Source organism: Oligoflexia bacterium, assembly GCA_035326705.1.
Taxonomy (GTDB): Bacteria; Bdellovibrionota_G; JALEGL01; order JALEGL01; family JALEGL01; genus JALEGL01.
In genome coordinates this window covers 180659-205506 of sequence record DAOLES010000001.1, presented here as the reverse complement: position 1 = coordinate 205506, position 24848 = coordinate 180659, and the positions used below count along the sequence as shown (strand labels likewise).

Below are 24848 nucleotides of genomic sequence, written 5' to 3'. Positions count from 1 at the left end.
TGTATTATCCATTGACACGGTACAGGCTCTCTTGTAGTTAAGCTAGTTTGGTATGAGAGTAGTTAGCGGTATGCGTCCTACGGGTCCTTTACATCTTGGACACTATGTAGGCGCAATAAAAAATTGGATTTCTTTGCAAGAAGAGCATGAATGTTTCTTTTTTTCTGCAGACTTACATGCACTTACTTCACATTATGCTTCACCTGGAGATATTCAAAAAATTGCCATAGATATGCTTAGAGACTGGTTAGCCTGCGGCATAGATGAAAACAAAGCCACGTTATTTTGCCAAAGTGCAATACCGCAACACACTGAGCTTTTTACTTTTTTTTCAATGATTACCCCTTTGGGATGGTTGGAAAGAAACCCAACCTTCAAAGAGCAACGCAATGAAATTAAAGACAAAGATTTAGCCCAGCTTGGATTTTTCTCCTACCCTGTCATGCAAACAGCTGATATTGCTTTATATAAGGGAAATGCCGTGCCGGTTGGTCAAGATCAAATACCCCATGTTGAATTAAGCCGTGAAATAGTTAGACGTTTTAATCACTTTTTTGGCGATATATTTCCTGAACCGCAAACTTTACTCACGAACACACCAAAACTAGCGGGTACAGACGGCAGAAAAATGTCAAAATCTTACAACAATTCTATCTATTTAAATGATTCTAAAGAAGTTGTAGAAAAAAAAATAAGATCAAGTGTCACGGATACGCAAAGAGTTAAACGCACAGATCCAGGCAGACCAGAACATTGTAGTTTCTATCCACTGCATACAATTTTTTCATCTGAAGATACCCAAAAAGAAGTACAAGCTGCTTGTAAGAATGCCTCTATTGGCTGCGTGGATTGCAAAAAGATGCTTTTACCAAATTTATACCATACGCTTGAACCTATATGGGAAAAACAGAACAAACTTGAACAAAAACCTGATTATCTGCGTAATATTTGGGAAACGGGCAAAACCAAAGCTTCATCTATTGCCCAAAATACTCTGTTACAAGTTAAAGAGGCTTTGAAATTAATATGAGTCAAAATAATCTAGGAATAGATAAAGAGCTGTCCCCGCAAAACAAAAAACAAAATTTGTTAGAAAAGTATCAAGACTTTAATAGCATCATGAGTGCTTATCAAGTTCACTTGGATATTTTTGAAGGGCCTTTAGACTTATTGTTGCACCTCATAAAAGAAAATGAGCTGGATATTTATAATATTCCTATTGCCTACATCACCAAGCAATATCTTGAGTATATAGAAGTTATGGAAGAGCTAAATTTAGATATCGCAGGCGAATTTTTATTAATGGCGGCGACTTTAGCTCACATAAAGTCTAAAATGTTGATTCCTGTTGAAAAAAATCAAGACGATGATGATGAAGATGGTATTGACCCAAGAGAAGAACTTGTAAGACGCCTACTTGAATATCAAAAATACAAACAGGCTGCACAACAATTGGATACTTACTATCAACTGGGCAGGGATGTCTTCACGCGTAAAAACCAAAGAATCAAAATTAAAGTACCAAGTTTAGAGCGTGAATTGGCTCAAGTCAGTATATTTAAATTGGTCGATGCTTTTTATAAAATTCTCAAAAAAATTGAACGTGATAACAGTTACCATGAAGTTAATCTAGAGCCTATAGCTCTAAGCGAATGTATTGAAAATATTTCTAAGGCAATTCAATCCTCTCCAGAAGGAAGTGTTCAGTTTCATAGCTTGTTTAAAAAAGCTAAAAGTCGTTTACGTGTGGTAGTGACATTTTTAGCTTTATTAGACATGATTAAACGTGGTGCATTAAAGGTTTTTCAGGCCAATACTTTTTCAAACATAGAAATTATAGGAACTCCAATGCTCTTTGAAGGTTGGAAACATAATGGAGAAGACGAATATGTCGGATGATACTCAAAAGCAAACTACAACAGATGCTAAAGACAATGTTATTTTAGATCACAGTGAAGCTGATTTAGAAAATAAAGTTGTTGCTATAGAAACCCATGCTCAAGATAACGAAAAGAATGAACCTGAAAGTTATCAAGATATTAGTGATGAAGCCTTAGACTCTGTTCTTGAATCCTTGCTTTTTGTTTCAGAAAAACCTGTACAGAAAAAAAATATTCATGAAATTTTAAGAGAAATAAACCCAGAACAAATAGACTCCCGCTTAGAAGCCTTATGTGAAAAACATACAGGCGCAGGCTTTGAACTGATTAAAATCAACCAAGGCTATCAGTTTAGAACCCATCCAAATAACAGTGAGTACCTTTTGCGTCTACATGAGGCAAAGCCGGTACGTCTTAGCCGTGGCAATTTAGAAACCCTAGCTATTGTTGCTTATAGACAACCTATCACAAGGCCAGAAGTAGATGAAATAAGAGGTGTAGACTCAGGTCATATGTTGCGCACATTACTTGATCGTAACCTTATAAAAATTTTAGGTAAACGTGAAGAAGCTGGAAATCCATTAATCTACGGCACAACTGCTGACTTTCTTGAGTTTTTCCAGCTGGATAATTTATCTGATCTGCCATCATTAACAGAGTACACGGAACTTGGAGAAGAAAGTCTAGAAAAATTAGAAAAACTTCTTCCAAAATCAGTATCTGCTGAAGAAGTTGTAGAAAATTCAATTGAAGATCATCATTCTCAAACTAGCAGTGATGACCCAAACACAAATGAAGTATCGCCAGAAAGTAGTGAAATAAATACTCATGAGCTCTAAATCAAAAAATAAAAATCAAACATCACATGAAGACCTAATAAGACTGAACAAGTTTTTATCACAAAAAGGTATTCTGTCTCGCAGACAAGTTGATCAATACATTGAAGCTGGCAGAATCAAAGTAGCTGGCAAAGTTGTTAAAGAACAAGGATTTAAAGTCAATCCACTAGAAAAAGATATAGAAATTGACCACGTTCCATTAGATTTAGATGTACATAAACTCAAATATTATATGTTTTATAAACCAAAGAATGTAGTGTCCACCTTAAGTGATCCCCAGAAGCGTCCTTGTCTGGGGGATTACATTCAAGAACTCAGCGATATCAAGTTGGCTCCAGCTGGAAGACTTGATTATGATGCTGAAGGCTTGGTTTTGCTCAGCAACGATGGAGAGTTTGTTCATCAGATGATGCACCCTCGCTTTGGTAAAAAAAAGACTTATCAGGTAAAAGTTAAGGGTGTGCCAAGTCCAGAAGATGTAAAAAAACTTAGCTTAGGTGTAAAGCTTGAAGATGGAATGGCTAAAGCCTACGGTATAAAATTTTTAAAAAAAACCCAAAGCAATACTTGGTATGAAATGGCTTTAAAAGAAGGCCGCAATCACCAAATCAAACGTATGTGGCTAAAATTAGGCTTCCATGTTTTAAAAATTTTACGTATTCAATTTTCAATTTTTAAACTTGGCAAACTAAAACCCGGACAATTTGAAGAAATTCCTTATGCAACTGCTCAGCAGTTATTAAAAAAATAATTTTTTTAGTTTGATAACTTATGAAAACACTTCCTATTCTTGGCCACTCAGAGCATCTCAAAAGTCATTATAAAAAAGAGTTACAAAAAATTCTACGTTATAAATTTAAACGCCAGGATTTAATTGCAAAACCAACTTTGAATGCACTATCAAATATTGCCCTAAGCCTAAATATACATATTGCTGCTATACAAAGTCGATCTGGTGAAATCATCGCCGTTAGCATTGGCAATGCTAAGGATGTTAATTTTCCTGATTTACAAAGATTTCGTCAAGGTCTTGTCAGGCTAAGTGGCATGCGCATGTTTATTGTATCTCCATTTTCTAATCTATTGAGCCAGCAAAACATTAACAACCTCTTGATCAAACGTTTAGATTATGTTTGTAAAATACAAGTTTCTTCCCATAAAAAAAACCCAGATTATAGCTTTTGCAATTTATCTTATTTACACCCTAACCCAAAGTATACGCAAGCAACATTAAGTCTTGAACCATTTGATATCAATGATCATTTTGATGCCTATCAATTTTCAATTGATTTAGAAAAAGAAATTATATCAAACACTGCTGCAGCAGAAGATTTAAGGCCTGATAATCAAGCTATTATTTGTGCCATAAAAACCTCTAAAAATTTATTTTTTGAACAAGATTACGCTGAACTACTAGAACTGTGCAAAACAGCTGGCTTAAATGTGGTTGATCAAGCTCTTCAAAGAAAAGACACGCCAGACGTTAAAACCTTTTTTGGACAAGGTAAGCTGTTAAGTATTGCAGAAGATGCTTTATTTAAAGAGGTTGATTATCTTGTTTTTTTGCAAGACCTTAGTCCAACACAGCTAAGTAATATTGGTAAACTCACAGACTTAAAAGTTATTGATAGGACTCAACTCATTTTAGATATTTTTGCTAAACGTGCTCAAAGTCATGATGGTAAACTTCAAGTAGAACTTGCACAACTTAAGTATATGCTTCCACGTCTTAGAGAGCGAGAGACTCATTTATCAAGATTAACGGGTGGTATTGGTGGTAGAGGTCCTGGAGAAACCAAACTTGAAGTTCATACTCGAAAAGCACGAGATAAAATCAATAATTTAGAAAAAAAGCTCAAGCAACTTGAAAAAAAACGTTTTGAAAAACGAAAATCAAGAATCAGAAATCAAGTGCCTATTGTATCTATTTTAGGTTATACCAATGCTGGTAAGTCTACTCTTTTAAATACTTTAACCCAAGCTAAGGCTATGGCAGAAAATAAATTATTTGCCACCTTAGATCCCTTTTCAAAGCGCTTGCGTTTCCCACAAGAAAGAGAAGTTATTTTAACGGATACGGTAGGTTTCATCAGAAACTTACCAAAAGATTTGATGCAAGCGTTTAAAGCCACTCTAGAAGAAATTCAAGATGCGCAGTTATTATTGCATGTTATTGATGTATCTAATCCGGCATTTCATGATCATATAGAAATTGTAGATCAAATTTTAACTGAACTTGACTGTCAAAATATAAAAAAAATCTTGGTCTTTAATAAAATTGATCTACTAGAAGCCGAGCATGCTCAAGAAATCTGTCAACAATACAATGCTATTGGCATCAGTGCATTAAACAAAGAAAGTTGCAGACCACTTATTGATGCTATTTCTAGTTTTTTTTCTATTGATGTTCAAACATACCAATAAAAATATAAAACTATATTTTATTGTTTAAAAACTCTTTAGGATTCTTTTTCCATAAACGTAAATGAACATCTGAATCTTGGGTTGTAAACTTACTATTTAAGTCATCCGTTTTAAGGCTAGCCAAATCAATGTCTTTGATGTCAATATCCTTAATATCATGTTTTGGTGCATCAAACTTAAATGCTTTTTTTGATTCTTTGGATTGCGCTTTTGCAGCATAAACTTCACCATAGTAAGCATCTAAAGCCTCTTGTGCTTCTTTTTCTGCTTCTATTGCAATCATTAGTTTTTCTTTATTTTTTTGCTCTAGATTAACGCTGTATTGTTTTGTTTGCTGCTTAAATGCATTACTCGCCACTTTAACAAATACAGTTCCCCCTGTTAAAACCATGCATATAACCATAATTTTGACAGTATTTTTCATAATACATAGTTAAATGCAACAGCCATGCCAAAAACACACTTATAAAACCATTTAATATTAATAACTTAAACTAATTTTTTCTAAAAAACTCTTTTATTCACTTAAACTTGTGCGACATAAGTTGTCCCAATGATCTTTTTGATAATCTATAAGCTTCATCTTTGGCCAATCTTGTTCTAGGATATAAGTATTGAGTCTATCAATACGTTTTTCTGACGATGGGTGTGTAGAAAACCAATCTTTTTCATATTGATTTAAAGGTGACGCTTCATCTTTGGCCATTTTTTTAAAAAAATCTTCTGCACCACTAACATGACCATAATGTTTATACAAAAGCTTAACCCCTTCAATATCGGCTTTAGCCTCTTGATCTCTATTATGTTTCAACATTAACCATTGGTTCATTTTTTCAGTTACCATAGACCTTAGGTCTTTTGGGATAAACATTGCTACAATCCCCATGGATAATCCTATGCCCAAACCTTTGAGATGATCTCTATGAAGAACATGTCCTAATTCATGGCCAATAACCATAGCCAATTCATTTTCACTGTTAATTGTCTTGAGTAAGCCTTTATTAAAAATAAGTTTCCCTCCGGGATAGGCAAAGGCATTGTTAAGATCATTGCACGCAATGTATAGTTCAATATCACCCTGATCAAAACCAGCTTGGCGTGCTATATTTTGAACAAGATTGTTTAGATCTTGAAAATACTGGTCATTGTGTTGCAAAAAGTTTTTATTGCTTGAAAAAACAAATGATTTTGAAAACCATTTTTTTTCAGTTTTAAAACTGATGCTTGGTGCAAACCACTGAAAAAACAATAACAGAGCAACAAAAATCAGTCCCATAATAACAGCTAAGCTGAGTAACATTTTTAGCACACCTTTTAAAGGGTGCTCTTGGCTAAAGTTTACAAATTCATTGGGTAATTTTTGTGCTGGCATCTATATAAGTTGATTTATGAGTTTTTATTCAGTTTAATAAAGGCTGTGCCATAAGCAATAGCTTCAGCAGCACCCGTACCTTTATCACCCTGCTGTTGCCCAATTGTGGAAGTAATAATACGAAAATTCATAATTTTATCTGCTTTTAATGTTTGAGCTTTTTCTTTCATTCGCAGTGTTGCTTCACGTCTAGCTCTATCAATGATACTTTCATAAGCTTTTACTCTACCACCAAAAAAACTACTCAAAGCACTGCTAAGTTTTTTAAATGCATCAATAGCAATAACCACATGTCCTTCAACCAATACTGTTGCATATTCACTTTTTTTATCTTCTTCACTCAATTTTTTTGTATTATAAACATGTAGATTTGCTAACTGCTGTTCTCTTATACGTATAGAGGCATAGTGCTTTTTTTCTACTGCACTACCTATAAAATAACCTAAGGCCAGTGATATCACTGTTATCGAAAGTTCAAACATACAATTAATCTAACTTTACAGCCGTTCCATAAACATACAATTCAGCTGCTCCAGCGGTTACCGAAGATGTTGAAAACCTTATATTGATAATTGCATTGGCACCTAAGCTTTCTGCTTGTGCAATCATTCTTTGCATGGCTTCTTCTCTAGACTCAGATAGTAGTTCAGTATAAGCCGTTAGTTCACCACCAAATACGTTTTTTAATCCAGCGAGTAAATCTTTACCTGCATGTTTTGCTCTGACTGTACTGCCTGAAACAATCCCTAGATGTTGGTTAATCTGTTTATGAGGAACATACTCTAAATTACTTAAAATCATTGAATCATCTTATTTTAAATATTAAAAATCGCAATATATAATAAAACAGAGTTATATAATTTATCTGCAGTTGGTTTTATTTTGATACACCCAATAAAAAAGTTATGTGTTCAATACTGCTAAAACTTGATCAATTAAAGAGACCGTCTTTCCAATAAAATAATGGTCAGCCTCTTTAATTGTTGTGTGCTGAATTTTTTTACCTGCATCATTGCGCAGTTGCTCTACCCAATCAAGCGTATTTTGATGGTCAATCAGTTCATCTTTTTCAGCACTCCAAATATAAACATTGGTTGCTTGTGGAATGCTTGCGTTAAATGGATATTTAAGTGCAGGAGGTGCAATAAGATGCAATGCTTTTAACTTCCAATTATGTGCTGTTGTCAGTTGCCAAGCTATCCATGATCCAAAAGAGTAACCACAGAGAACAATATTTTCTAACTGACAGTCAAAGGTTTTTAGTGAATAATCTATGACCGCCATTAGATCATCCAATTCACCAAAACCCTGGTCATATTGACCTGAGCTTTCCCCAACCCCTCTAAAATTAAAACGCAACGCTGCGTAGCCATTAAATTTTTTAAAAAGCTGGTCAATAACTTTATTGTTTAAACTACCCCCATGTAAAGGGTGTGGATGAGCAAGCACAAGAACGTCATTTGAACTTGCATTAGAATTTAACCAATATTCAGCCTGAATGCTGATAGAATCACTGGTTAAAATAGAGGTTTTATACTTTATTTTTTCGATGATTCTTGCTTTCTTCTAGCAACTCTGGCTTTAAGTTTTTTTTGACCTACTTTTCTTTTCATTTTTGGTGTTCTTCTATTATCTTTTTTACCCATGATTAACCTTTCTTGCTTAACGAAAGCTGCTTTTAACCTTATTTTAAAGCATAAATCAATAAAAAACTGTCAAAAACACTAGATACACGCTTAAAATAGCGAAAAACAAAGCATAAATTTAATTGCATTATTATAAAATTCATACTATTAAAGTATTGTTTTTACTAGGGAGATTTCCAAGTCAGATGACTTGATATATTTTCTGATATAACTTTAAGGTAGCAAAGCACGTGGCACATTGGGTGTTGGCTTGTTACTTTAAACTTTAAGTGTTTTTTAACATGAGGTGCGTTTGGCTAGACGATTTTGTGCCATTGTACAGGGAAAGGTTCAAGCTGTTTATTTTAGGAGAAATACCCAAAAACAAGCTTCAAAACTTCAAATTCAAGGATTCGTAACCAACCTTTCTAATGGTGATGTAAAGATTGATGCTCAAGGATCACTGCAAAGCTTAAATAAGTTATTGCAATGGTGCCAGCATGGCCCGCCTCAAGCTAGGGTAGATAAAATTTTTGTAACATGGGATCAAACAACACAATATTCAGATTTAAAGTTTAATATCATACATTAAACTTTATCAAATCTATATTAAAGACCGTTTGCTACTCTATACTTTGCATTTTATCTCCCTTTAAGAAGGGATTAAATATGATTAAATCAAAACTATTGGTTAACTCTACACCACAAGAAGTTCGTGTAGGTGTGGTAGAAAACAATAAACTGGCAGAAGTTTACATTGAGCGAACCAACCAACAAGGTGTTGTTGGTAATATCTACAAAGGAAAAGTAACTCGTGTGCTCCCAGGTATGCAGGCAGCTTTCGTAGATATAGGCTTGGAACGTGCTGCTTTCTTGTATGTTAGTGATATCTTAAATGAATTGGGTGATGCTTTTGATGCCAGAGAAATTCAAGAAGCACGTCGTAAAAATAAAAACGATAAAAAAATAGAGCATGTCTTAACACAAGGTCAAGATGTGATGGTGCAAGTAGCCAAAGATCCTATCAGTACAAAAGGTGCTCGTTTAACATCTCATGTATCATTACCAGGTAGAAATCTGGTTTACATGCCAACTGTCAATCATGTTGGTGTTTCTCGCAAAATTGACCATGAAAAAGAACGCAAGCGTTTGCGCGCTGTCATCGAAGAAACTCAAACACTTGAAGGTGGGTTTATTATTAGAACTGCCGCATCTGGACAAAGTGATGAAAGCATCGCTAGTGATGTAGAATATCTTGAAAAACAATGGAAAAATATCTTAAGAAAAAATAAATTAGCAAAATCCCCTGCCTTGATTCATGAAGACCTTGACTTGGTAGAACGATTGGTCAGAGACTTTTTTACTCAAGATGTAGAAGAAATTATTGTTGATAACAAAACAGACTATAAAAAAATTCTAGATTTTATGGGTCCAAGTCTTAAAGGTCGTGGCCAAGATGTAGTTCATTTGTATAAAGATTCAAAACCATTGTTTGAACATTATAATTTGGAAGAACCGTTAAACAAAGCCTTAGGTAAAAAAGTGTGGTTGAAATCTGGTGGATATTTAATCATTGAACAAACCGAGGCTTTAACCTCTGTTGATGTCAATACAGGTAGGTTCGTTGGCTCAAAAAGCTTGGAAGAAACAGTTTTACAAACAAATCTAGAAGCAGTTGATGAAATTGTATCTCAGTTGCGTTTACGTAACTTAGGCGGTTTAATTATTCTTGATATTATTGATATGGATCGCCGTTCCAATCGAGAAAAAGTCTATAAAAAGCTGGAAGAAAATTTAGCGGATGACAAAGCTAAAACCAATGTTTTACAGATTTCTGAGCTTGGTTTGGTTGAAATGACACGTAAACGAACAAGAGAAAGTTTAGTAAGAAGTTTGTGTGAACCTTGTAGCAATTGTAATGGTAACGGTTACCACAAATCCTCTGTAACAATTGCTTATGACCTTTTAAGAAAACTTGAGCATATTATAATTGAACGTAACAGTTATGAAAATGTTGAATTATGTGTTCACCCTAGTGTTGGTAATATTTTGAAACATGAGCAATATCCGTTTATTCAATATATAGAAAATAAAACAGGTAGAAAAATTGTTATCAAAGAACAGGCCAATGTCCACATCGAAACTTACACTATTAATTTTACTGGCCATGGCATAATGTCATCGAAAAAAGAAAAAGCATTGCCTGAAGATGCTTCTACTGCAAAAAGTACAGAGAACACAATAATTGTAAATGAAAAACAAGACACCAATGCTACAACAACTGCATTAGAACCAAAAAAAGAAAAAGCTTCTAAAAAACCAAAACTAGCTCAAAAACCTTCACCTCAAGCAAACAAAATTGATCGTAAAGAAAAGTCTGTCAGTGATTCAACAGATGAAAAGCAGAGTGAGAAGATGGCAAATACTTTTTCAAATGACAATAAAGAACCCTCCTCCAGCCATGAAAATCAAGAGAGTAACGAGAAAAAACCAAAAGCTAAATTGGTTACACGCAGTGACCTAAGCTAATTAAGTTTGATATTGAATAATTTCTAAGGTGTTGTTTTTTCTTGTCCCCAAACAAAGCTTAAAGTCTTGGGAATCGCTTTTTAAAATGGTTCACGAACAAAGTGGGGGCATCCATTGACTGCAGTCACCTCCACCACTGTCATTTTGCATGGTTAATAAGACCAACTCACCATCCGCATTGACAGCATTACTTTGAGCAAAACCAATGAATTGTGGAGTATTATCTAGAGCACATACAGTCACTTGCACTGTTGAACCTTTGGGGAAACTACCAAAGGTTATATCTAAAGAAAATGGTCCAGAGGGATCAAAACCACAATTTTGTGCAACGCACTTATCCCCTGCATCACAGTTACTTGAGCCATTATCACACTCTAAACAGCTGCTTGGATAAAATAGATTGTCCGCACCTGGGCTACTGACCGTAGCAATAAACTTATCTATATTTTCAGGGTTGCTCATACCAGTTGTGATTAAGTCAGCCATTAAAGAGCCGCCTTTGCCCCCACAGCTCACAAACAAAAAAACCAGTAAAAATAAAGCCTGTTGTTTTAATATTTTCATTTTCATAACGTTCTTTATCTATTATAGCGTACTCTTGCATGATTGAAAAACCTTTAAACACTGCGGGAACACTTTTTATTGTTCCCACACCTATTGGTAATCTAGATGATCTTAGCCCAAGAAGCGTTAAAACACTGGAAAACGTTGACTTGGTTGCCAGTGAAGATACTCGAAAAACGGGAATTTTACTCAGTAAATTGTCACTCAAAAAGCCCCTAATAAGAGCAGATGAGTTTAAAATCATGCAGGCTTCTAAAACAATTATTGAACATTTAAACCTTGGCGAGGATGTTGCCTTTGTTACTGATGCTGGAACTCCTTGCATCAGCGATCCTGGTAACCGTTTGGTTGCAATTTGTAGAGACCAAGGTTATTCAGTTATCCCCTTGCCTGGACCAAGTGCCGTAAGCACAGCTTTATCGGTTTGTGGCCTCAAAGGAGAAAGTTTTTTATTTTTAGGTTTTTTGGCTAAAAAAGGGAAACTTCGTAGTAAAGCCCTAGAATACTTCGTTAACTTTCCCGACCCTATCGTTTTTTTTGAAAGTGCTAAAAGAGTTGAAAAAACTCTCTATGTATTAGCGGATTTATGCCCTGAAAAACAAATTTTCATGGCCAGAGAAATGAGTAAAACCTATGAAGAATACCAATTGGGATCTGCTGCAAGCTTGCTAAAAACAATAAAAACACGTCCAGGTAACCTCAAAGGTGAACTCACCTTAATTCTTGGCAGCCCTGCATTATAATTTTTAACACATTAATTTTTTGTGACATTTAGCCCTCTGTTTACTATACTGCCCTTGTGAACAAAACGTATGGTGTATTGCTGGCTTTGGTTTTTCTGTTTGGTATTGGCGCTTTCAATATTGGCCGTGGTATTCAAAGCATCCGAAGAAAAAGAAAGAGTACCCTTTGGGGAATCTTGCGAGTGATTTTTGGTATACCCATTGTTCTCTTGCCTTTCGTTTTGTTATTTTATTTAACCACCAGCGGTCAAATTTAATGCCCCTCAATTCTATTTTAGTTGCCTTGCTTATTTATGCCGGGCTTTTTAATGCTTGGGTGTTGCCAGCGCAAAATATTGGACGAAACTCTTTTTCTACAGTTTTATTATCACCGCAAATTTATTTATTTTTAGCTTCATTTTTTATTATACGGTTTGCTCAACCTTTAAAACTTAATATCAAAGCTTACTTTACCCACTCAATTATTAAAAATATACTCTACGGCTTAGCGTATGCATCAATCATCCCGTTTTTTAGCATGTTTTTGCTTGGAGCTTATAGTTTTCTTGACTACCAAAAAACTGGTCAATGGTTTATTCCCTGGCATGGCCAAAGCATTTGCCCCTATACTCAAATGGACTATGCTTTTTTATTTTTATTAGCACCTCTGAGTGAAGAAATTTTTTTTAGAGGTTTATTATTCCCTGCCCTAAAACAAAAATACAACTTGCATATTGCAGTATTATTTAGCGCCTTGTTATTTATGAGTACCCACGGCACCTATCATTTAGGTTCACTGGTGCTTGGAGTTGCCATGGCTTATGCTACCCATTTTCATAAAAGCCTATGGCCGGCCATTATTTATCATAGTGTTGCCAATGCCTATATTCCCATAATGTGCTGGTTCTTTCCCAATGCCTTAAGTTTTTTTGATAAATTTACTGTTTTCTTTTTTTCACAATAAAAAACGTGCTCTTTTTACAAACAGCACGTTCTTAATAATTTATGTGCTTCAGTTATTAAGCTAAGCTCTTTAACCAACGATACATACTTCTCACAGGGTTGCCCGTACCGCCTTTAGGAAATAAAGCAGAATTTGTATCACTAAAAGCAGTTGGAGCTATATCTAAATGACACCAAGGGACATCACCAACAAACTCTGATAAAAACAAAGCCGCTGTTATTGCGCCGCCTGAACGCGTTCCAACGTTTTTACAATCGGCAACATCACTCTTAAGCATCTTTTTATAAGACTCTTCTAAAGGCATTCTCCAAATTTTTTCAGACGATGCCTGCGCAGCTTTCTCAATTCCAGTAAAGACTTCATCTTCTTTGGTAAAGGCAGCAAATATTTCATCACCAAGCGCAACAACAATTGCTCCTGTTAATGTAGCCATATCAACAATATAATCTGGTTTTTTTTCTGCAGCATAAGATAATGCATCCGCTAAGATAAGTCGGCCTTCGGCATCTGTGTTTTCAATTTCTACACTTCTACCATTATAAGCAACAAAAACATCTCCCGGCTTAGTTGCTCTATCACTGACCATATTTTCAACCAATGGAGTGTACACATCAACATTAACTTTAATACCAGTTTTAGCAATAATACTCACCAAACCATAACATGTACCTGCCCCACCCATATCTGATTTCATGCCATACATGGCATTTTGCGGTTTTAAAGAGTAACCACCCGTATCATAGGTCACACCTTTACCTACAACAGCAATTGTTTTTTTTGCTCCTTGAGGTCTATAGGATAAGTGTACCAATCTTGGCTTTTCAATACTCCCCATACCCACAGAATTAAGTAAATTCATGCCTTTTTTAATGATCTGCTGCTGATCCAAAACTTCAACTTTCCATACACCTGATTTGGCTAAGTCGCGTGCAATTTGTTCCATACTAGATGGGTTTATGATATTGGCTGGCTCATTAACAAGGTCTCTGGTTAAAAAAGTCCCTGCAACCATAGCTTTAACTTCATCAAGCTCGGCTTCAAGCGTCTTGGTTTTTTCAGCATCAGAAACAACAATATCTAGGCCAGTAAAATCTACTTGATAACCCTTAAGGTTTTTATAACCTTTAAAAACATAGCTTCCTAAAAGAAAACCTTCTGCAGCAGCCGCTAAAGCTCCTGAGCCAGAGGCACCTTTCCAAGCATACAGCGCTATATCAGCGATTTTTGCGGAGCGTACTTTTTGACCTAAGCTGGCAAATCTTTCAATCAAGGCAGCATTATCTTTTGTATCAACATTAACCAAATAAACTTGCTCTATGCCGTGTTCATAAAGAGAAAAACTTAGAACTTTTTTTTCTTTATCTTGGTTATTAGCATTTAAAAATGTTTCAACCCTGGATTTAATTGCAACATCAAGAGTTATTGAATTATCTTGTAGGACAAAATTCTTATCTATTGCTAAAATAACATTTTTGTAACCACTACTTTTTGTAAAACTAATTTTATATGTATCCATCAATGTTTTTTTCATAGGCAGAACATTCTAACAAAACGTCATGATTGTCTACCTAATCTTGTATTATTTTTTAAAAATAGTGTGTTTACAGTAGTTTAAAGCTAAAAAAAGTGTTGCAATGCATCCTAAAATACATATAATACACCTGAAGTGTATAAAATTTATTTAAACAGCTTAATTTATCTATGTCTTTTAAGTCTTGTATTTTGTACACCCGATAAAATACAAGTAGACCTCAATGCTCCTATAACACCAGGACAACTCAACTTACCCGAAAACCCTGTTAGTAAAGAAGACAAAACCACAGACGACTCAAAAACAGAGGATATGATCAGGCTTAATATTGCACTTTCTACGACCTGCAACTATAAAGAACAAGAAAGCACCCCTCCTACTGATGATGATAGACAGCAAAATCTTCAAGACAATGGAAATTCAAGTGTTTCAGAATTGGCTGAAGCTAGAAGAAGACAGACTGGAAGACGAGGAGGCCTAGAACCCGGAGAAAAAGCATCCGTTATATCAATTGACTATGGCCCAATGTACTTAAATAGAAATAAAGAAGGTATTTACAGCTTAAGCCCTGCTTTTAAAAACGATAATAACTCCTTTATTGGCCAGAGCTTTTCTGTGCCACAAGATCAATTAACCCAAGATGGTGAAAGCTTCCGTTATACGTCAGAAAATGACATTGATACTGAATTTTATATTTCTGTCTCTTCACCTGAATTTGGTTTACAGAATTGCTCAATCAATGAGTTTTGTGAAGATAGTGATGAAACCTATCGATCTGATTTGTATCTTTTACGATTTAACTCAGAACTATTCAGCGCACTTAAAGCTCAGCCAGTAAGCGCAGCTTTATACAAAGACAAGAAATATGATATTTATGCCCTATCCCCTAAATTTAAAAGTTTTTGCAACAATCAAACGGCTAGCCTAAGCACCTTCAACCAAGAAGAAAATTCAAACACTGACCTGGTAATACAAAATATTGACTTAGCACTAAAACAAGAAAATGCTTTTACTTTTACACCTGAAGAAGAAAATACTGCTGACTTTAAAACTTATTTTTCTAAAGGAAAAGACAATCAAGCCATCTTATATTTTATATCAGAAAAAGTCTGGTACATTGCATTAGCCCAAAAATAAAGTTTATTTAAAAAATCTAACTAAACCGCTATACTTCAACCATAGTATTTTAAGTTTACATAGTAACGCCTTAAGAGAAAAAACAGATTTCGTGCAGCGGGTTTTGCTTGACAAAGCCAAGCAACTGTCTGAGTTGGTAGAAATTGTTTTTTTCTCTTGTTACTACTTCAATTTAAAACACTATCTCTAAAATTTAAAAAATTAATCTACTCAGAATTTTTAAGCACTATAAATTAACTGGGTTTTTCAGCAAATAGTCTGTACTTAAAAACCAAGCAAACTTTTTTTTAGTTAAGTTGCGCATAAACATTTGCTATTTTTTCAATGGCTTGATCCATCAATTCTTTATTATGTGCTGAAGAAATTTGTATTCTTAAACGTGCCTCACCTTTGGGAACAACAGGAAATCCAAAGCCTGTAACAAATAAACCTTCTTCTAGTAAACGCTCACTCATTTTTATGGCTAATGAGGTTTCGCCAACAATAATAGGCACAATGGGTGTATCCCCTTCCAAAGGATTTAAGCCTTTATCTTTGATACGACGTCTAAAATATTTAGCATTATTCCTAAGTTTTTCTACTCTTTCTGGTTCTCTAACAAGAATTTGAATTGCTTGCAATGCACTTGCGGCTACAGCAGGAGGTAAAGCGTTTGAAAATAGTTGCGGTCGGGATTGCTGAACACAGTAGTCTACAACATCTTTTTTACCAGCTATAAAACCCCCTGCGGCGCCACCTAAAGCTTTACCATACGTGCCTGTGATAATATCAACTTGCCCCATTAAATCAAAATGTTCCGCCGTACCTCTTCCTGTTGCACCTAAAACACCGGTTGAATGCGAGTCATCTATAACAATAATAGCATTGTATTTTTTTGCCAAAGCAATGATTTCAGGTAACTTAGCAATATCTCCTTCCATAGAAAACACACCATCTGTAATAATAACCCTATTCTCATAAGCAGAAGACTCTTTTAAAATATTTTCCAAATGATTCATATCACTGTGTTGATAAACTTTCTTATCAACTTTTTTTGCCAAACGCATACCATCAATAATAGAAGCATGATTCAAAGCATCTGAAATTAGAATATCTCCTTCACCAAATAATGTTTGAAATACAGCCTCGTTTGCATTCCAACAAGAAGCATATGTAGTTGCAGCTTCTGTTCCAACCAAGTCCGCTGTAGCTTGTTCTAATTGCTGATGAATTCCTAAAGTCCCGCATATAAACCTTACTGATGCTGTGCCTGCGCCATAAACATCAATACTTTTCTTCATGGCATCTTTGACTGAGCTTTCATTAGCCAAACCTAAATAGTTATTTGAAGAAAATACCATAACTTTATCATAGCCTTTCATTTCAACTTGTGCATCCTGAGCAGATAATAAAGTTTGTATGCGTTTATACTCACCTTTTTCCTTAAGTTGATGAATGTAATTAGAAATTTTTTCATTAAATGTCATTATTTCTCCAAATGTTTGCTTTTTACATGTTACAATATGGGTACGTACTATAATCTATGCCAATTTGTAAAAATATATTTTTTTTAGTGTTGCTTTGGTTTGGAGTTCTCTACTCTAATCCATACTATGAGACCAATTTAAACTTACAGTGCAGTCAAGACTTTCCCTGCCCTGAAAGTATAAAAGATAGAGTTACTTTTTGGGTTGCAGTCTTTTCTAAATATGGTTCAGACCAAGTAGTTTTTCATGACTCTAAAGTACCCTCTAGAGTTTTTTCAACCTTAGATACTGATATTGGCTGTATCAGAAAAAATAACCATGACTATCACATCATTGAGAAAGAAAGAACCCGAGTTGAAAAAGCTCTCTATGCTTTACATTCTACCCTTTCTCAAAAAAAAACTTTGAGTCCAGAACAAGAAATACTTTACGATAACTTTAAAGACAGCCCAATTTCAGATATTTTGGATTCTGCACAAAGGGTTCGCTGTCAAAATGGCAATAAAACTCGCTTTGAGCAAGGCTTAAAAATATACAATCAGTATAAAAATCACATTGAAAAAATATTGTTAGAGCACAATGTTTCTTTGGATATCCAATATTTACCTTTTGTAGAATCTGCTTATAATCCAAAGGCTTACTCAAGAGTTGGTGCTGCAGGCTTATGGCAAATCATGCCCGCAACAGCTAGACGATTAGGTTTACAAGTCAATGCCTCTATAGATGAACGTTTTGACCCCATTTTAGCAACAATAGGCGCCGCAAAATATTTAAAAAATTCTCAAGAAATCCTAGATAACTATTTAATTAACTTAGGCTTTGGGTCTAATAATCAATTAGGGCCTTACATTATAACTTCTTACAATTATGGTGTAGGTGGAGCAAAAAAAATGTTGCGCGATGTTGGTTTGGATTACGGCAAGGTTTTAGAAGCTTATACTAGTAGAAGATCCGGTGTCGCTGTTCAAAATTTTTACAGTTCATTTTTAGCTGCACGTTATGTTGCTATCAACCGACAAAAGTACTTTCCTCATATCAATAATGATCAAGCTAGCTACCCAATGGTAAAAAATAAATTCACGTTAAAAGAAATACGTTCAGCTGAACATATTACTGAATTTTTTAATGTTGATTTAGAAGAATTTAAACAACTCAACCCAGTACTTACAAATGGAGTTATTAAGGGTAAAAGAAATATCCCTGAAGGTACATCTATTTACCTACCCACTCGTCTAAACATCACACCAGCTGTTCTAGAAGACTACTGGCGCCATCCTTTTGTTGATAAGTTACTTTTAGAGCAAAAATATAAAGTGGCCGCAGGTGATACTGCCTGTGGAATTGCCAGAGAATTTAACATAAGCTGTAAAGAACTTATCGATGAAAATGCTTTAGGCCGACGAGGTTTAATTAGAGTTGGACAAATCATCACCATTCCCAGTCGACAAAGAATACCTTCTGTAGTTGCTGTGAGCTCTGAAAATACTGAACAACCTAAGATGGAAAGCTCAGCTCCAAAAATTGAACCCTCAGAGAATATTAAGTCTGTTAAAAATGAAGCCCCTATTGCAAGCGTAGAATTTATTGGTCCGCCTTTACCTCCTAAACTTGCAATTAAAAAAGAACAAGGGCCTATGGACGCATCAATTGAAGAGACTTTATATGCTGAAGGCATAGGTGAAAGCTTATTTATTGAACAAGAGAAACGTAATAATGTCATGTACTACTCGATCCATGTAGAATCTGAAGAAACTCTGGGTCATTATGCGGAGTGGCTAAAATTACCTAATACTGCAAGTCTACGTATGCTCAACAAAATGCCAAACAGTAATATTGTTATTGATGAAAAAATTTACCTTCCAATCAATGAAAGTCAAGCTGCAGCTAAAATCAAAGCATTTGAGAGTAATCGCATTGATTTTCATAAAAGTTTACACGATCGCTTTAATGAGCACTTTATTATCACTGAACTTCAACATTACACTGTAGAAAGTGGTGATAATTTAAGCATGATCAGTAAAAAGTTCAAAGTTCCAACTTGGTTAATTAGACGTTTTAACCCTGAAATTAAACATCTTGGTCTACAAAAGGGAGAGAGTCTAAAAATTCCTGTATTGAAAGAAAAAGAAGCTGAGAGTTAATTGTTTTATAGGTAAGCTTAGTTTTTAATAAAATATTTCTAAAATACTCTGGAATTTCTGCCTGAAATATTTTTTTGTTAAACTTAGGACTGTTAAATCCTAAAAGGTATGCATGTAAACAATGTTGCTTTTCTCCAGCAACATCTTTATATTGATCTTGCCTCTTTTGATAAATTTTATCCCCTATTAAGGGATAACCTAAGCCACTTAAATGCACTCTAATTTGATGCATTCTACCAGTAAAAGTTTTTACCAATAGTAAAGAGTAATCATTGTTCTGAGCTAAAACATGATATGCCGTCACAGCATTTTTTTTCTGCCCTCTATAAAATGAGTCTTCATTTAAAACATTAACCATTTTACGAGTATTTTTTTGATGGTGGGCTAAATCACTATCTATGAGCCCTTTTTGTGGTGTTTTACCTATAACAACTGCTAAATACAATTTATACACTTTTCGTTCATTGAATAAGGTTCTAAAGTGCGTATACGCTTCCTGAGTTTTAGCAAAAATAATACACCCTGAAGTATCTGTATCTAAACGATGAACGACACCTGGCCTCAAAGCATTTTCTCCAACGTTTATGGCGTTTGGATATTCAGCAATAAAATAGTTGGCTAAGGTAGTCTTATCATCATATCGGTTTGGATGAGTCGCTAATTTTTTGGGTTTATTGTATACAACAAAGTTTTCATCGCTATACAAGGAACTCACTTTAAGCGTTGTATTTGCTTCTATTTTTCTACTTTCTGGATGTACAAAAGATAGAATTTTTATCTGATCGCCAGCAAACAGTACAAAACTCTTTTTTACTACTGGCTTATCATTAACCAAAACATTACCAGCTTGAATAAGCTCTTTTTGTAAATACGATCTTGATACATCCAAATATATTGTATTTAAAAAATGATCTAAGCGTTGACCATTTTGACTTTCCAAAACTGTATAATTATTTTGATCTAACTCATTCACAACAATCTATCACTTTTTTATTAGAGCTATGTTCTACAACAGCGTTTAAATAAAGTATAGAACATATTGATCCACATTATAAATCTGATATAATTCAAAATATGAGATTTTCAATCAAATATCTGTTTTTATTAGCTTTACCTTATGTTTTTGTTTTAAACTCTTATGCCCAAAATCAAAATAATTTTAGAGAAATACGTCTAAGCCTTCTACCATCGGCGGCCCAAAGCAAGACCAATACTTACAGTTTAGACAATAACTATTATCAATTAGGTGCTTCTATCAGCTACTTCTTTTTACCTTTTTTAGCGCTTAACACACCGTATAGTTATTCTAAGCATGACGATATTACTATCCATAGAGCTGGATTAGGGCCACAAGTATCATTTAATTTCTTAAAAAATCTGTTTCATTTTGACCTACAAAGTGCTTTTCAGTACACTAATTTTGCCAAAGATGATAAATTTGGCTTACATTTAGGGGGAAGCATAGGTCTAAAACTAGATCGAAAGAAAACATTTTCAATTGGTCCATTTTATAATTTTCACCAAACTTTTTTATCTGGTGAAGATTACAAAGTGCATAGTTATGGCTTGGCGCTTCATTTTAGAAACTATTCAGACGCGCATATGTATTAAAAAATGATGGAATTTAGTATTGAAAAAATTGATGTTAAAATTATACCTTTTAGAAACAGTTCTGAACTAGAAATACTTATAGGTTACTTAAAAACCAATGAGCAAAAATTTTTTAGGTACACCAGACCATTAAATATGATAAACTCTAGGTATGTAGTCACACTACATTATTGCAATGATAAACAGCACATACCATACGTTTATCAACTAAACTATAATATAGGGAACAATAAGTTTGAAATCACAGCGATGAATCATGATGCGCAAAATATTGAGCAGCTTAAAGACTCACAAATGCATCAAGAGTTAATGACTGCTCTAGATTGCATCATAAAAAAAGATATTCAATTATGAAGCAGATAAGTATATTTATCATTTTTATTTTTCTTATTGTCAATTCAGCTTACTCAAAAAACCAGATTGATCTTTTATTAGAAAAATTAGACTCCAATGCAGACTATAAAATTAAAATTGCTTCAGCCATACAGCTTGGAAAAATTTCTAATGGATCCGTAGCTCCACACCTTGCAAGCGCTTATAAAAAACAAAAAAATAAAGCAGTTAGGTTATCTATCATACAAGCTATTTCACAAATTCCAGATAGTCAGGCTTTAGCTCAACTGATTTACTTAAAAAACTCAGCTTTTCTCAATAAAAATGAAAAAATAATTGTTGCTCAAACTTTATGGAGTTTCAGAAATGTTATTGATGAACAAAGTTGGGTTGATCACTTCCAAATCAATTCTAATTCATCAAAAAAGCTTGATGCTTTATGGGTTTTATCAGCAATTGATAGCAACTTTATTAAAAATAATATTACTGATATTTTATCCAAGTCTAATCAACCAAGTTATACAGCGGGAATATTAGATACATTTATTTATTTTTCATCTCCAGAATATAAAAAACTATGTGAATTGTATGTTAATCAACAAAACTCAAGACTTAGTTTAAAAGCAAAAATGTGTTTACAGTCTATTAAACAACCGGTTCAATATAAAAAACAAATTAACCAAGAAATTCTGCAAACAGAAACATTTGCCTTTACTTCACAGTATTTTGAAAGCCACAATCCATCTAAAAAGTCCTCTAACCTATTCAATACTCCCGTTTTGGCTAGTCTTGATAAAAGTGCTGGATTATCGCAAAAAAACAGCAAATACACAGATATTCAGTTTAAAGGAAAACAAATTTACACTGAAGACTTTGACCCCTCTTCTCTTGAAAAACTAGAAAGCTATGGAGGAGAGTTAGAATTAATTAGAAATACAATCAAAAAAAATATGCACTTATTTGACTCTTGCTATGAAATTTTAGGTAATCATAATCAGGTCAAGGGCAATCTTAACATGGAGTTTGAAGTTTTTTCTTCTGGAAAAATGGATAATTTAAAGTACTTAAAAAACTCAATTAATGATAAGGCTCTTCAAAAATGCTTTGCCAACGGTATGAAAAAAATGCATTTTGATCAAATCAATTTAAAATCAATCAAAGTTCAATACACCTTTTCTTTTAAGTAATTTTTTTAATGATCAACTGATCATACCATAAGTAGCATAAATATGCTTTACACTAACTTTTTTTGTTTTTTTCTATTAGATTATTGTTGTATTCTACAAATGCATTAAATAAAGATTTAAACTCATCACCTTTTCTTGATCCACTCAATGCATAAGGCATTTTCCCTTCGTTAAGCTCCTGAAGATATTTCTCCATTCTATGCAGTGGCCCTGCAACTTTATGGGTTAAAAGCACCCCAAGCACAAAAACCATCAAAAATTGAAATACGAAAAAGCCAATTAAGTACATAATCAAACGATTATCATTCCCTTGAATCATTTGTAATAGTTCACTGTTCTGTATGCCCAAAATCTCAGTTTTTACCATTTCATTTTTATAATATAAGTAGCTAAATATAAGCGTAATTAAAGTTGTAATGGTTACAACCAAAAGAGAATATTTTGCTTGAAAGCCTTTATTGGACCAGAATCTTTTTAAAAGAGGTCTTCTATTGTTTTTTTTCATCTAAATTACTCCTTATTTCAATCACTTTAGGTTGCTTTTTATCTTTTTGTCTCTTTTTTGAAAAGTAATATTGAAAAATATCTTTGCTTAATTGAGAAGGTTTTACTTTCCAATACTTCTGACTAACAATAACAATACCAATGGCTAGCTTTTCATCTCCCTGTTCAGCATAGCCTACAAACCATTCATTCCAACCTTTTAGCTTAAGATTTGTTTTTGACCCAGTTTTTCCTCCTATGGAAAGATCTTTGAGTACTGGATTGGTTTTATACCCCCTAAAAGATTTTTTAGCCGTTCCTATATCAATTGTAGATTGCATCATTTTCTTTAAATCTAGAATAACTTCAGAATTAAGACATTTTTTCCACATTTTACTGTCCACTTGATACAAAACTTCATCATTTTCATTAACTACATTTTTAACAACATAAGGTTTCATCATAATGCCATCATTACTAACACATGCAGCTATCATTGCCGCATGGACAGGACTTAAACTTACATCGCCTAAACCAGCCGCGACTTCTGCAACTGAAATATCATCATTCTCAAATTTTATATAGCTAAGATCAAGAGGCATATCAAAAGGAATTTGTTGTGCAAAACCATAGTCGTTTGCTTTTCTAAGCAATAGCTGTTTATTCAGGATCATTCTCCCAATTTTACCAAAAATCAAGTTGGTTGATTTTGCAAATGCTTCATGCAAGGGCATTTTATAGCTTCCTCCTGGCGTACTTGAATTTTTTTCTGTCACGTACTTGGTATTACCTTGGTATCTAATGTTGGTATTGTAATTCCATTTTTTATACTCTAATGCTGCCGAAGCCGTCACCACTTTAAAAACGGATGCAGCTGGAAAAGCTGCTCTTAAAGAATAGTCATGTTTATGATCTTTATTAGAATAAGATGTTAGTCCAACAACAGCGCCTGTATTAGGATTAATTGCTGCAATAGCACCAAAATCTACTTCATAATATGCTAATTTCTTTTGAATGTATTTCTGTAAATCTTCTTCAACCGTTAAGTTAACCTGCCATGAGCTATCTTTATTTTTCATAACCACTCTGTTTAATCCATGCTCTAAAACACGCCAGTCTAAGTGATTTTGAAATAAGCCCAACCAAGTTAATTCTTTTTCATCTTGTTGACTCGTTATTGAGCTAATTTGATCTTGTGAACTTTGTTTATTATCAGCATGGCTTAATGGTCTAATGACATCAATCAAAAATGCACAAATCCCAATCGCAAGCAATGAAAATAGAACCTTACTTTTATTGGGTAAGCGTTTTACATTTATCCTTTGCCGACCAGCTTTATGATTATTTTTTTGAAAATCTTTCCAACTCACTGCAATGAATCTATAAATATCATATATACAAGTAATGCTCTATTATTTTACTATTTACATACATTCTACGCGTTTAAAAGCTTATTTCCTGTTAATTGCCACTAAAAACAGTTCCTTGCTGGCTTTTTGGCTTGCTTCTGGTTTAAAAACCTTAACTGTTTTAAAAACATCTTTACATGCTTTAACAAGAGCTTGTTCATCACTTCCTTGAAAATATTTACAAACAAAATTTCCAGTGTTTTTAAGAACTTCTTTTGCAACATTTAAGGCCATCAGACATAACTCTATAGATAAAAAATGATCTCTATTTTTAATACCTGTTGTTTGCGGAGCCATATCACTTATAACTAAATCAAAAGCTCCATATTGGTCTAAAATGTCAGCATAATTTAAACAATTGATATCTTGTTGATAAAAGTAGACGTTATTTGGACAAGCTATATTAAGAGGGTTAAGATCCAAAGCAACTAATTTACCTTTATTACCTATTTTTTGAGCAACATAATTTGTCCAAGATCCTGGCGCAGCACCTAAATCCATAACTACCTGCCCTTTTTTTATAAGTTTAAATTTCTGATCTATCTCTTCCAATTTATAAACTGAACGGGCTACATGTCCCTCTTGCTTGGCTTTCTTATAATAGTAATCCAATTTTTTAGGATCCATAACA

At 34.0% G+C, this 24848-nt stretch carries 27 protein-coding genes; 15 read left to right on the top strand and 12 right to left on the bottom strand.

All coding sequences use genetic code 11. The annotated features are described in order from the left end of the window. The first annotated feature begins 52 nt into the window (after positions 1-52). From trpS to hflX, 5 genes are read left to right on the top strand one after another with little or no spacing between them, the layout of a single operon-like run. Positions 53-1030, top strand: a complete 978-nt coding sequence (gene trpS / locus PKC21_00975; protein HMR23902.1) for a tryptophan--tRNA ligase — start codon at positions 53-55, stop codon at positions 1028-1030. After that, entirely contained in the window at positions 1027-1899 is an 873-nt protein-coding gene (locus PKC21_00970) for a segregation/condensation protein A (protein ID HMR23901.1), read from the top strand. The genes trpS and PKC21_00970 overlap by 4 nt, the downstream gene beginning before the upstream one ends. Further along, positions 1889-2719, top strand: a complete 831-nt coding sequence (gene scpB, locus PKC21_00965) for an SMC-Scp complex subunit ScpB (protein HMR23900.1) — start codon at positions 1889-1891, stop codon at positions 2717-2719. Before PKC21_00970 ends, scpB begins: the two co-directional genes overlap by 11 nt. After that, positions 2709-3470, top strand: coding sequence for a pseudouridine synthase (locus PKC21_00960; protein HMR23899.1), 762 nt, complete (start codon positions 2709-2711; stop codon positions 3468-3470). The genes scpB and PKC21_00960 overlap by 11 nt, the downstream gene beginning before the upstream one ends. 20 nt (positions 3471-3490) lie before the next feature. Next, positions 3491-5143, top strand: a complete 1653-nt coding sequence (hflX, locus tag PKC21_00955) for a GTPase HflX (protein HMR23898.1) — start codon at positions 3491-3493, stop codon at positions 5141-5143. A 10-nt stretch (positions 5144-5153) separates the two neighbouring features. On the opposite strand, the gene PKC21_00950 is transcribed toward hflX, so the two are convergent. The 5 genes from PKC21_00950 to PKC21_00930 all read right to left on the bottom strand — a co-directional run bounded on the left by PKC21_00950 (position 5154) and on the right by PKC21_00930 (position 7964). Next, positions 5154-5534, bottom strand: coding sequence for a hypothetical protein (locus PKC21_00950; protein HMR23897.1), 381 nt, complete (start codon positions 5532-5534; stop codon positions 5154-5156). Between the two features lie 126 nt (positions 5535-5660). Continuing rightward, positions 5661-6515, bottom strand: coding sequence for a M48 family metallopeptidase (locus PKC21_00945; protein ID HMR23896.1), 855 nt, complete (start codon positions 6513-6515; stop codon positions 5661-5663). A gap of 14 nt (positions 6516-6529) precedes the next feature. Beyond that, entirely contained in the window at positions 6530-6997 is a 468-nt protein-coding gene (locus PKC21_00940; GenBank protein HMR23895.1) for a heavy metal-binding domain-containing protein, read from the bottom strand. Positions 6998-7001: 4 nt separating this feature from the next. Continuing rightward, positions 7002-7316 carry a YbjQ family protein gene (locus PKC21_00935; GenBank protein ID HMR23894.1) on the bottom strand — a complete coding sequence of 105 codons (315 nt, stop codon included), beginning with the start codon at positions 7314-7316 and terminating at the stop codon, positions 7002-7004. A 102-nt stretch (positions 7317-7418) separates the two neighbouring features. Continuing rightward, on the bottom strand, positions 7419-7964 hold the full coding sequence (locus tag PKC21_00930) for an alpha/beta fold hydrolase (GenBank protein HMR23893.1): 546 nt from the start codon (positions 7962-7964) through the stop codon (positions 7419-7421). A gap of 489 nt (positions 7965-8453) precedes the next feature. Here PKC21_00930 and PKC21_00925 point away from each other — a divergent pair, with 489 nt between their 5' ends. Further along, entirely contained in the window at positions 8454-8732 is a 279-nt protein-coding gene (locus PKC21_00925) for an acylphosphatase (protein HMR23892.1), read from the top strand. Positions 8733-8809: 77 nt separating this feature from the next. After that, positions 8810-10669: an Rne/Rng family ribonuclease gene (locus PKC21_00920; GenBank protein ID HMR23891.1), complete on the top strand. Its 1860-nt coding sequence runs from the start codon at positions 8810-8812 to the stop codon at positions 10667-10669. Positions 10670-10759: 90 nt separating this feature from the next. On the opposite strand, the gene PKC21_00915 is transcribed toward PKC21_00920, so the two are convergent. Continuing rightward, the gene (locus PKC21_00915) at positions 10760-11239 is read right to left on the bottom strand and encodes a hypothetical protein (GenBank protein ID HMR23890.1); all 480 of its coding nucleotides are present in this window, start codon (positions 11237-11239) and stop codon (positions 10760-10762) included. A 32-nt stretch (positions 11240-11271) separates the two neighbouring features. Between PKC21_00915 and rsmI the strand changes: the two genes are divergently transcribed. From rsmI to PKC21_00900, 3 genes are read left to right on the top strand one after another with little or no spacing between them, the layout of a single operon-like run. Continuing rightward, positions 11272-11976 (top strand): 16S rRNA (cytidine(1402)-2'-O)-methyltransferase, encoded by a 705-nt coding sequence (gene rsmI / locus PKC21_00910; GenBank protein ID HMR23889.1) that lies wholly within the window; start codon positions 11272-11274, stop codon positions 11974-11976. A gap of 56 nt (positions 11977-12032) precedes the next feature. Then, positions 12033-12233: a hypothetical protein gene (locus PKC21_00905; protein HMR23888.1), complete on the top strand. Its 201-nt coding sequence runs from the start codon at positions 12033-12035 to the stop codon at positions 12231-12233. Beyond that, complete coding sequence (locus PKC21_00900) at positions 12233-12919, top strand: type II CAAX endopeptidase family protein (protein HMR23887.1); 687 nt, start codon at positions 12233-12235, stop codon at positions 12917-12919. The genes PKC21_00905 and PKC21_00900 overlap by 1 nt, the downstream gene beginning before the upstream one ends. 55 nt (positions 12920-12974) lie before the next feature. Here PKC21_00900 and PKC21_00895 read toward each other — a convergent pair whose 3' ends face one another. Beyond that, positions 12975-14450 carry a leucyl aminopeptidase gene (locus PKC21_00895; GenBank protein ID HMR23886.1) on the bottom strand — a complete coding sequence of 492 codons (1476 nt, stop codon included), beginning with the start codon at positions 14448-14450 and terminating at the stop codon, positions 12975-12977. A gap of 135 nt (positions 14451-14585) precedes the next feature. Here PKC21_00895 and PKC21_00890 point away from each other — a divergent pair, with 135 nt between their 5' ends. Further along, positions 14586-15587 carry a hypothetical protein gene (locus PKC21_00890; GenBank protein HMR23885.1) on the top strand — a complete coding sequence of 334 codons (1002 nt, stop codon included), beginning with the start codon at positions 14586-14588 and terminating at the stop codon, positions 15585-15587. 287 nt (positions 15588-15874) lie between these two features. Here PKC21_00890 and PKC21_00885 read toward each other — a convergent pair whose 3' ends face one another. Next, positions 15875-17053 (bottom strand): glycine C-acetyltransferase, encoded by a 1179-nt coding sequence (locus tag PKC21_00885; GenBank protein HMR23884.1) that lies wholly within the window; start codon positions 17051-17053, stop codon positions 15875-15877. Between the two features lie 56 nt (positions 17054-17109). On the opposite strand from PKC21_00885, the gene PKC21_00880 reads away from it, so the two are divergent. Next, positions 17110-19194: a transglycosylase SLT domain-containing protein gene (locus PKC21_00880; protein ID HMR23883.1), complete on the top strand. Its 2085-nt coding sequence runs from the start codon at positions 17110-17112 to the stop codon at positions 19192-19194. Here the strand turns inward: PKC21_00880 and PKC21_00875 are convergent. Next, the gene (locus tag PKC21_00875; GenBank protein HMR23882.1) at positions 19121-20167 is read right to left on the bottom strand and encodes an RluA family pseudouridine synthase; all 1047 of its coding nucleotides are present in this window, start codon (positions 20165-20167) and stop codon (positions 19121-19123) included. The genes PKC21_00880 and PKC21_00875 overlap by 74 nt on opposite strands. Positions 20168-20268: 101 nt before the next feature. On the opposite strand from PKC21_00875, the gene PKC21_00870 reads away from it, so the two are divergent. The 3 genes from PKC21_00870 to PKC21_00860 are packed head-to-tail and all read left to right on the top strand — an operon-like array spanning position 20269 to position 22325. Continuing rightward, complete coding sequence (locus PKC21_00870) at positions 20269-20805, top strand: hypothetical protein (GenBank protein ID HMR23881.1); 537 nt, start codon at positions 20269-20271, stop codon at positions 20803-20805. Positions 20806-20808: 3 nt separating this feature from the next. Next, positions 20809-21159, top strand: a complete 351-nt coding sequence (locus tag PKC21_00865; GenBank protein HMR23880.1) for a hypothetical protein — start codon at positions 20809-20811, stop codon at positions 21157-21159. Beyond that, positions 21156-22325: an AgmX/PglI C-terminal domain-containing protein gene (locus PKC21_00860; GenBank protein HMR23879.1), complete on the top strand. Its 1170-nt coding sequence runs from the start codon at positions 21156-21158 to the stop codon at positions 22323-22325. Before PKC21_00865 ends, PKC21_00860 begins: the two co-directional genes overlap by 4 nt. Before the next feature lie 52 nt (positions 22326-22377). Here PKC21_00860 and PKC21_00855 read toward each other — a convergent pair whose 3' ends face one another. The 3 genes from PKC21_00855 to PKC21_00845 form a co-directional block, all read right to left on the bottom strand. Beyond that, entirely contained in the window at positions 22378-22830 is a 453-nt protein-coding gene (locus PKC21_00855) for a hypothetical protein (GenBank protein HMR23878.1), read from the bottom strand. Continuing rightward, positions 22814-24178: a penicillin-binding transpeptidase domain-containing protein gene (locus PKC21_00850; GenBank protein HMR23877.1), complete on the bottom strand. Its 1365-nt coding sequence runs from the start codon at positions 24176-24178 to the stop codon at positions 22814-22816. The genes PKC21_00855 and PKC21_00850 overlap by 17 nt, the downstream gene beginning before the upstream one ends. A gap of 81 nt (positions 24179-24259) precedes the next feature. Next, complete coding sequence (locus PKC21_00845) at positions 24260-24844, bottom strand: RlmE family RNA methyltransferase (GenBank protein HMR23876.1); 585 nt, start codon at positions 24842-24844, stop codon at positions 24260-24262. Positions 24845-24848: the final 4 nt, after the last annotated feature.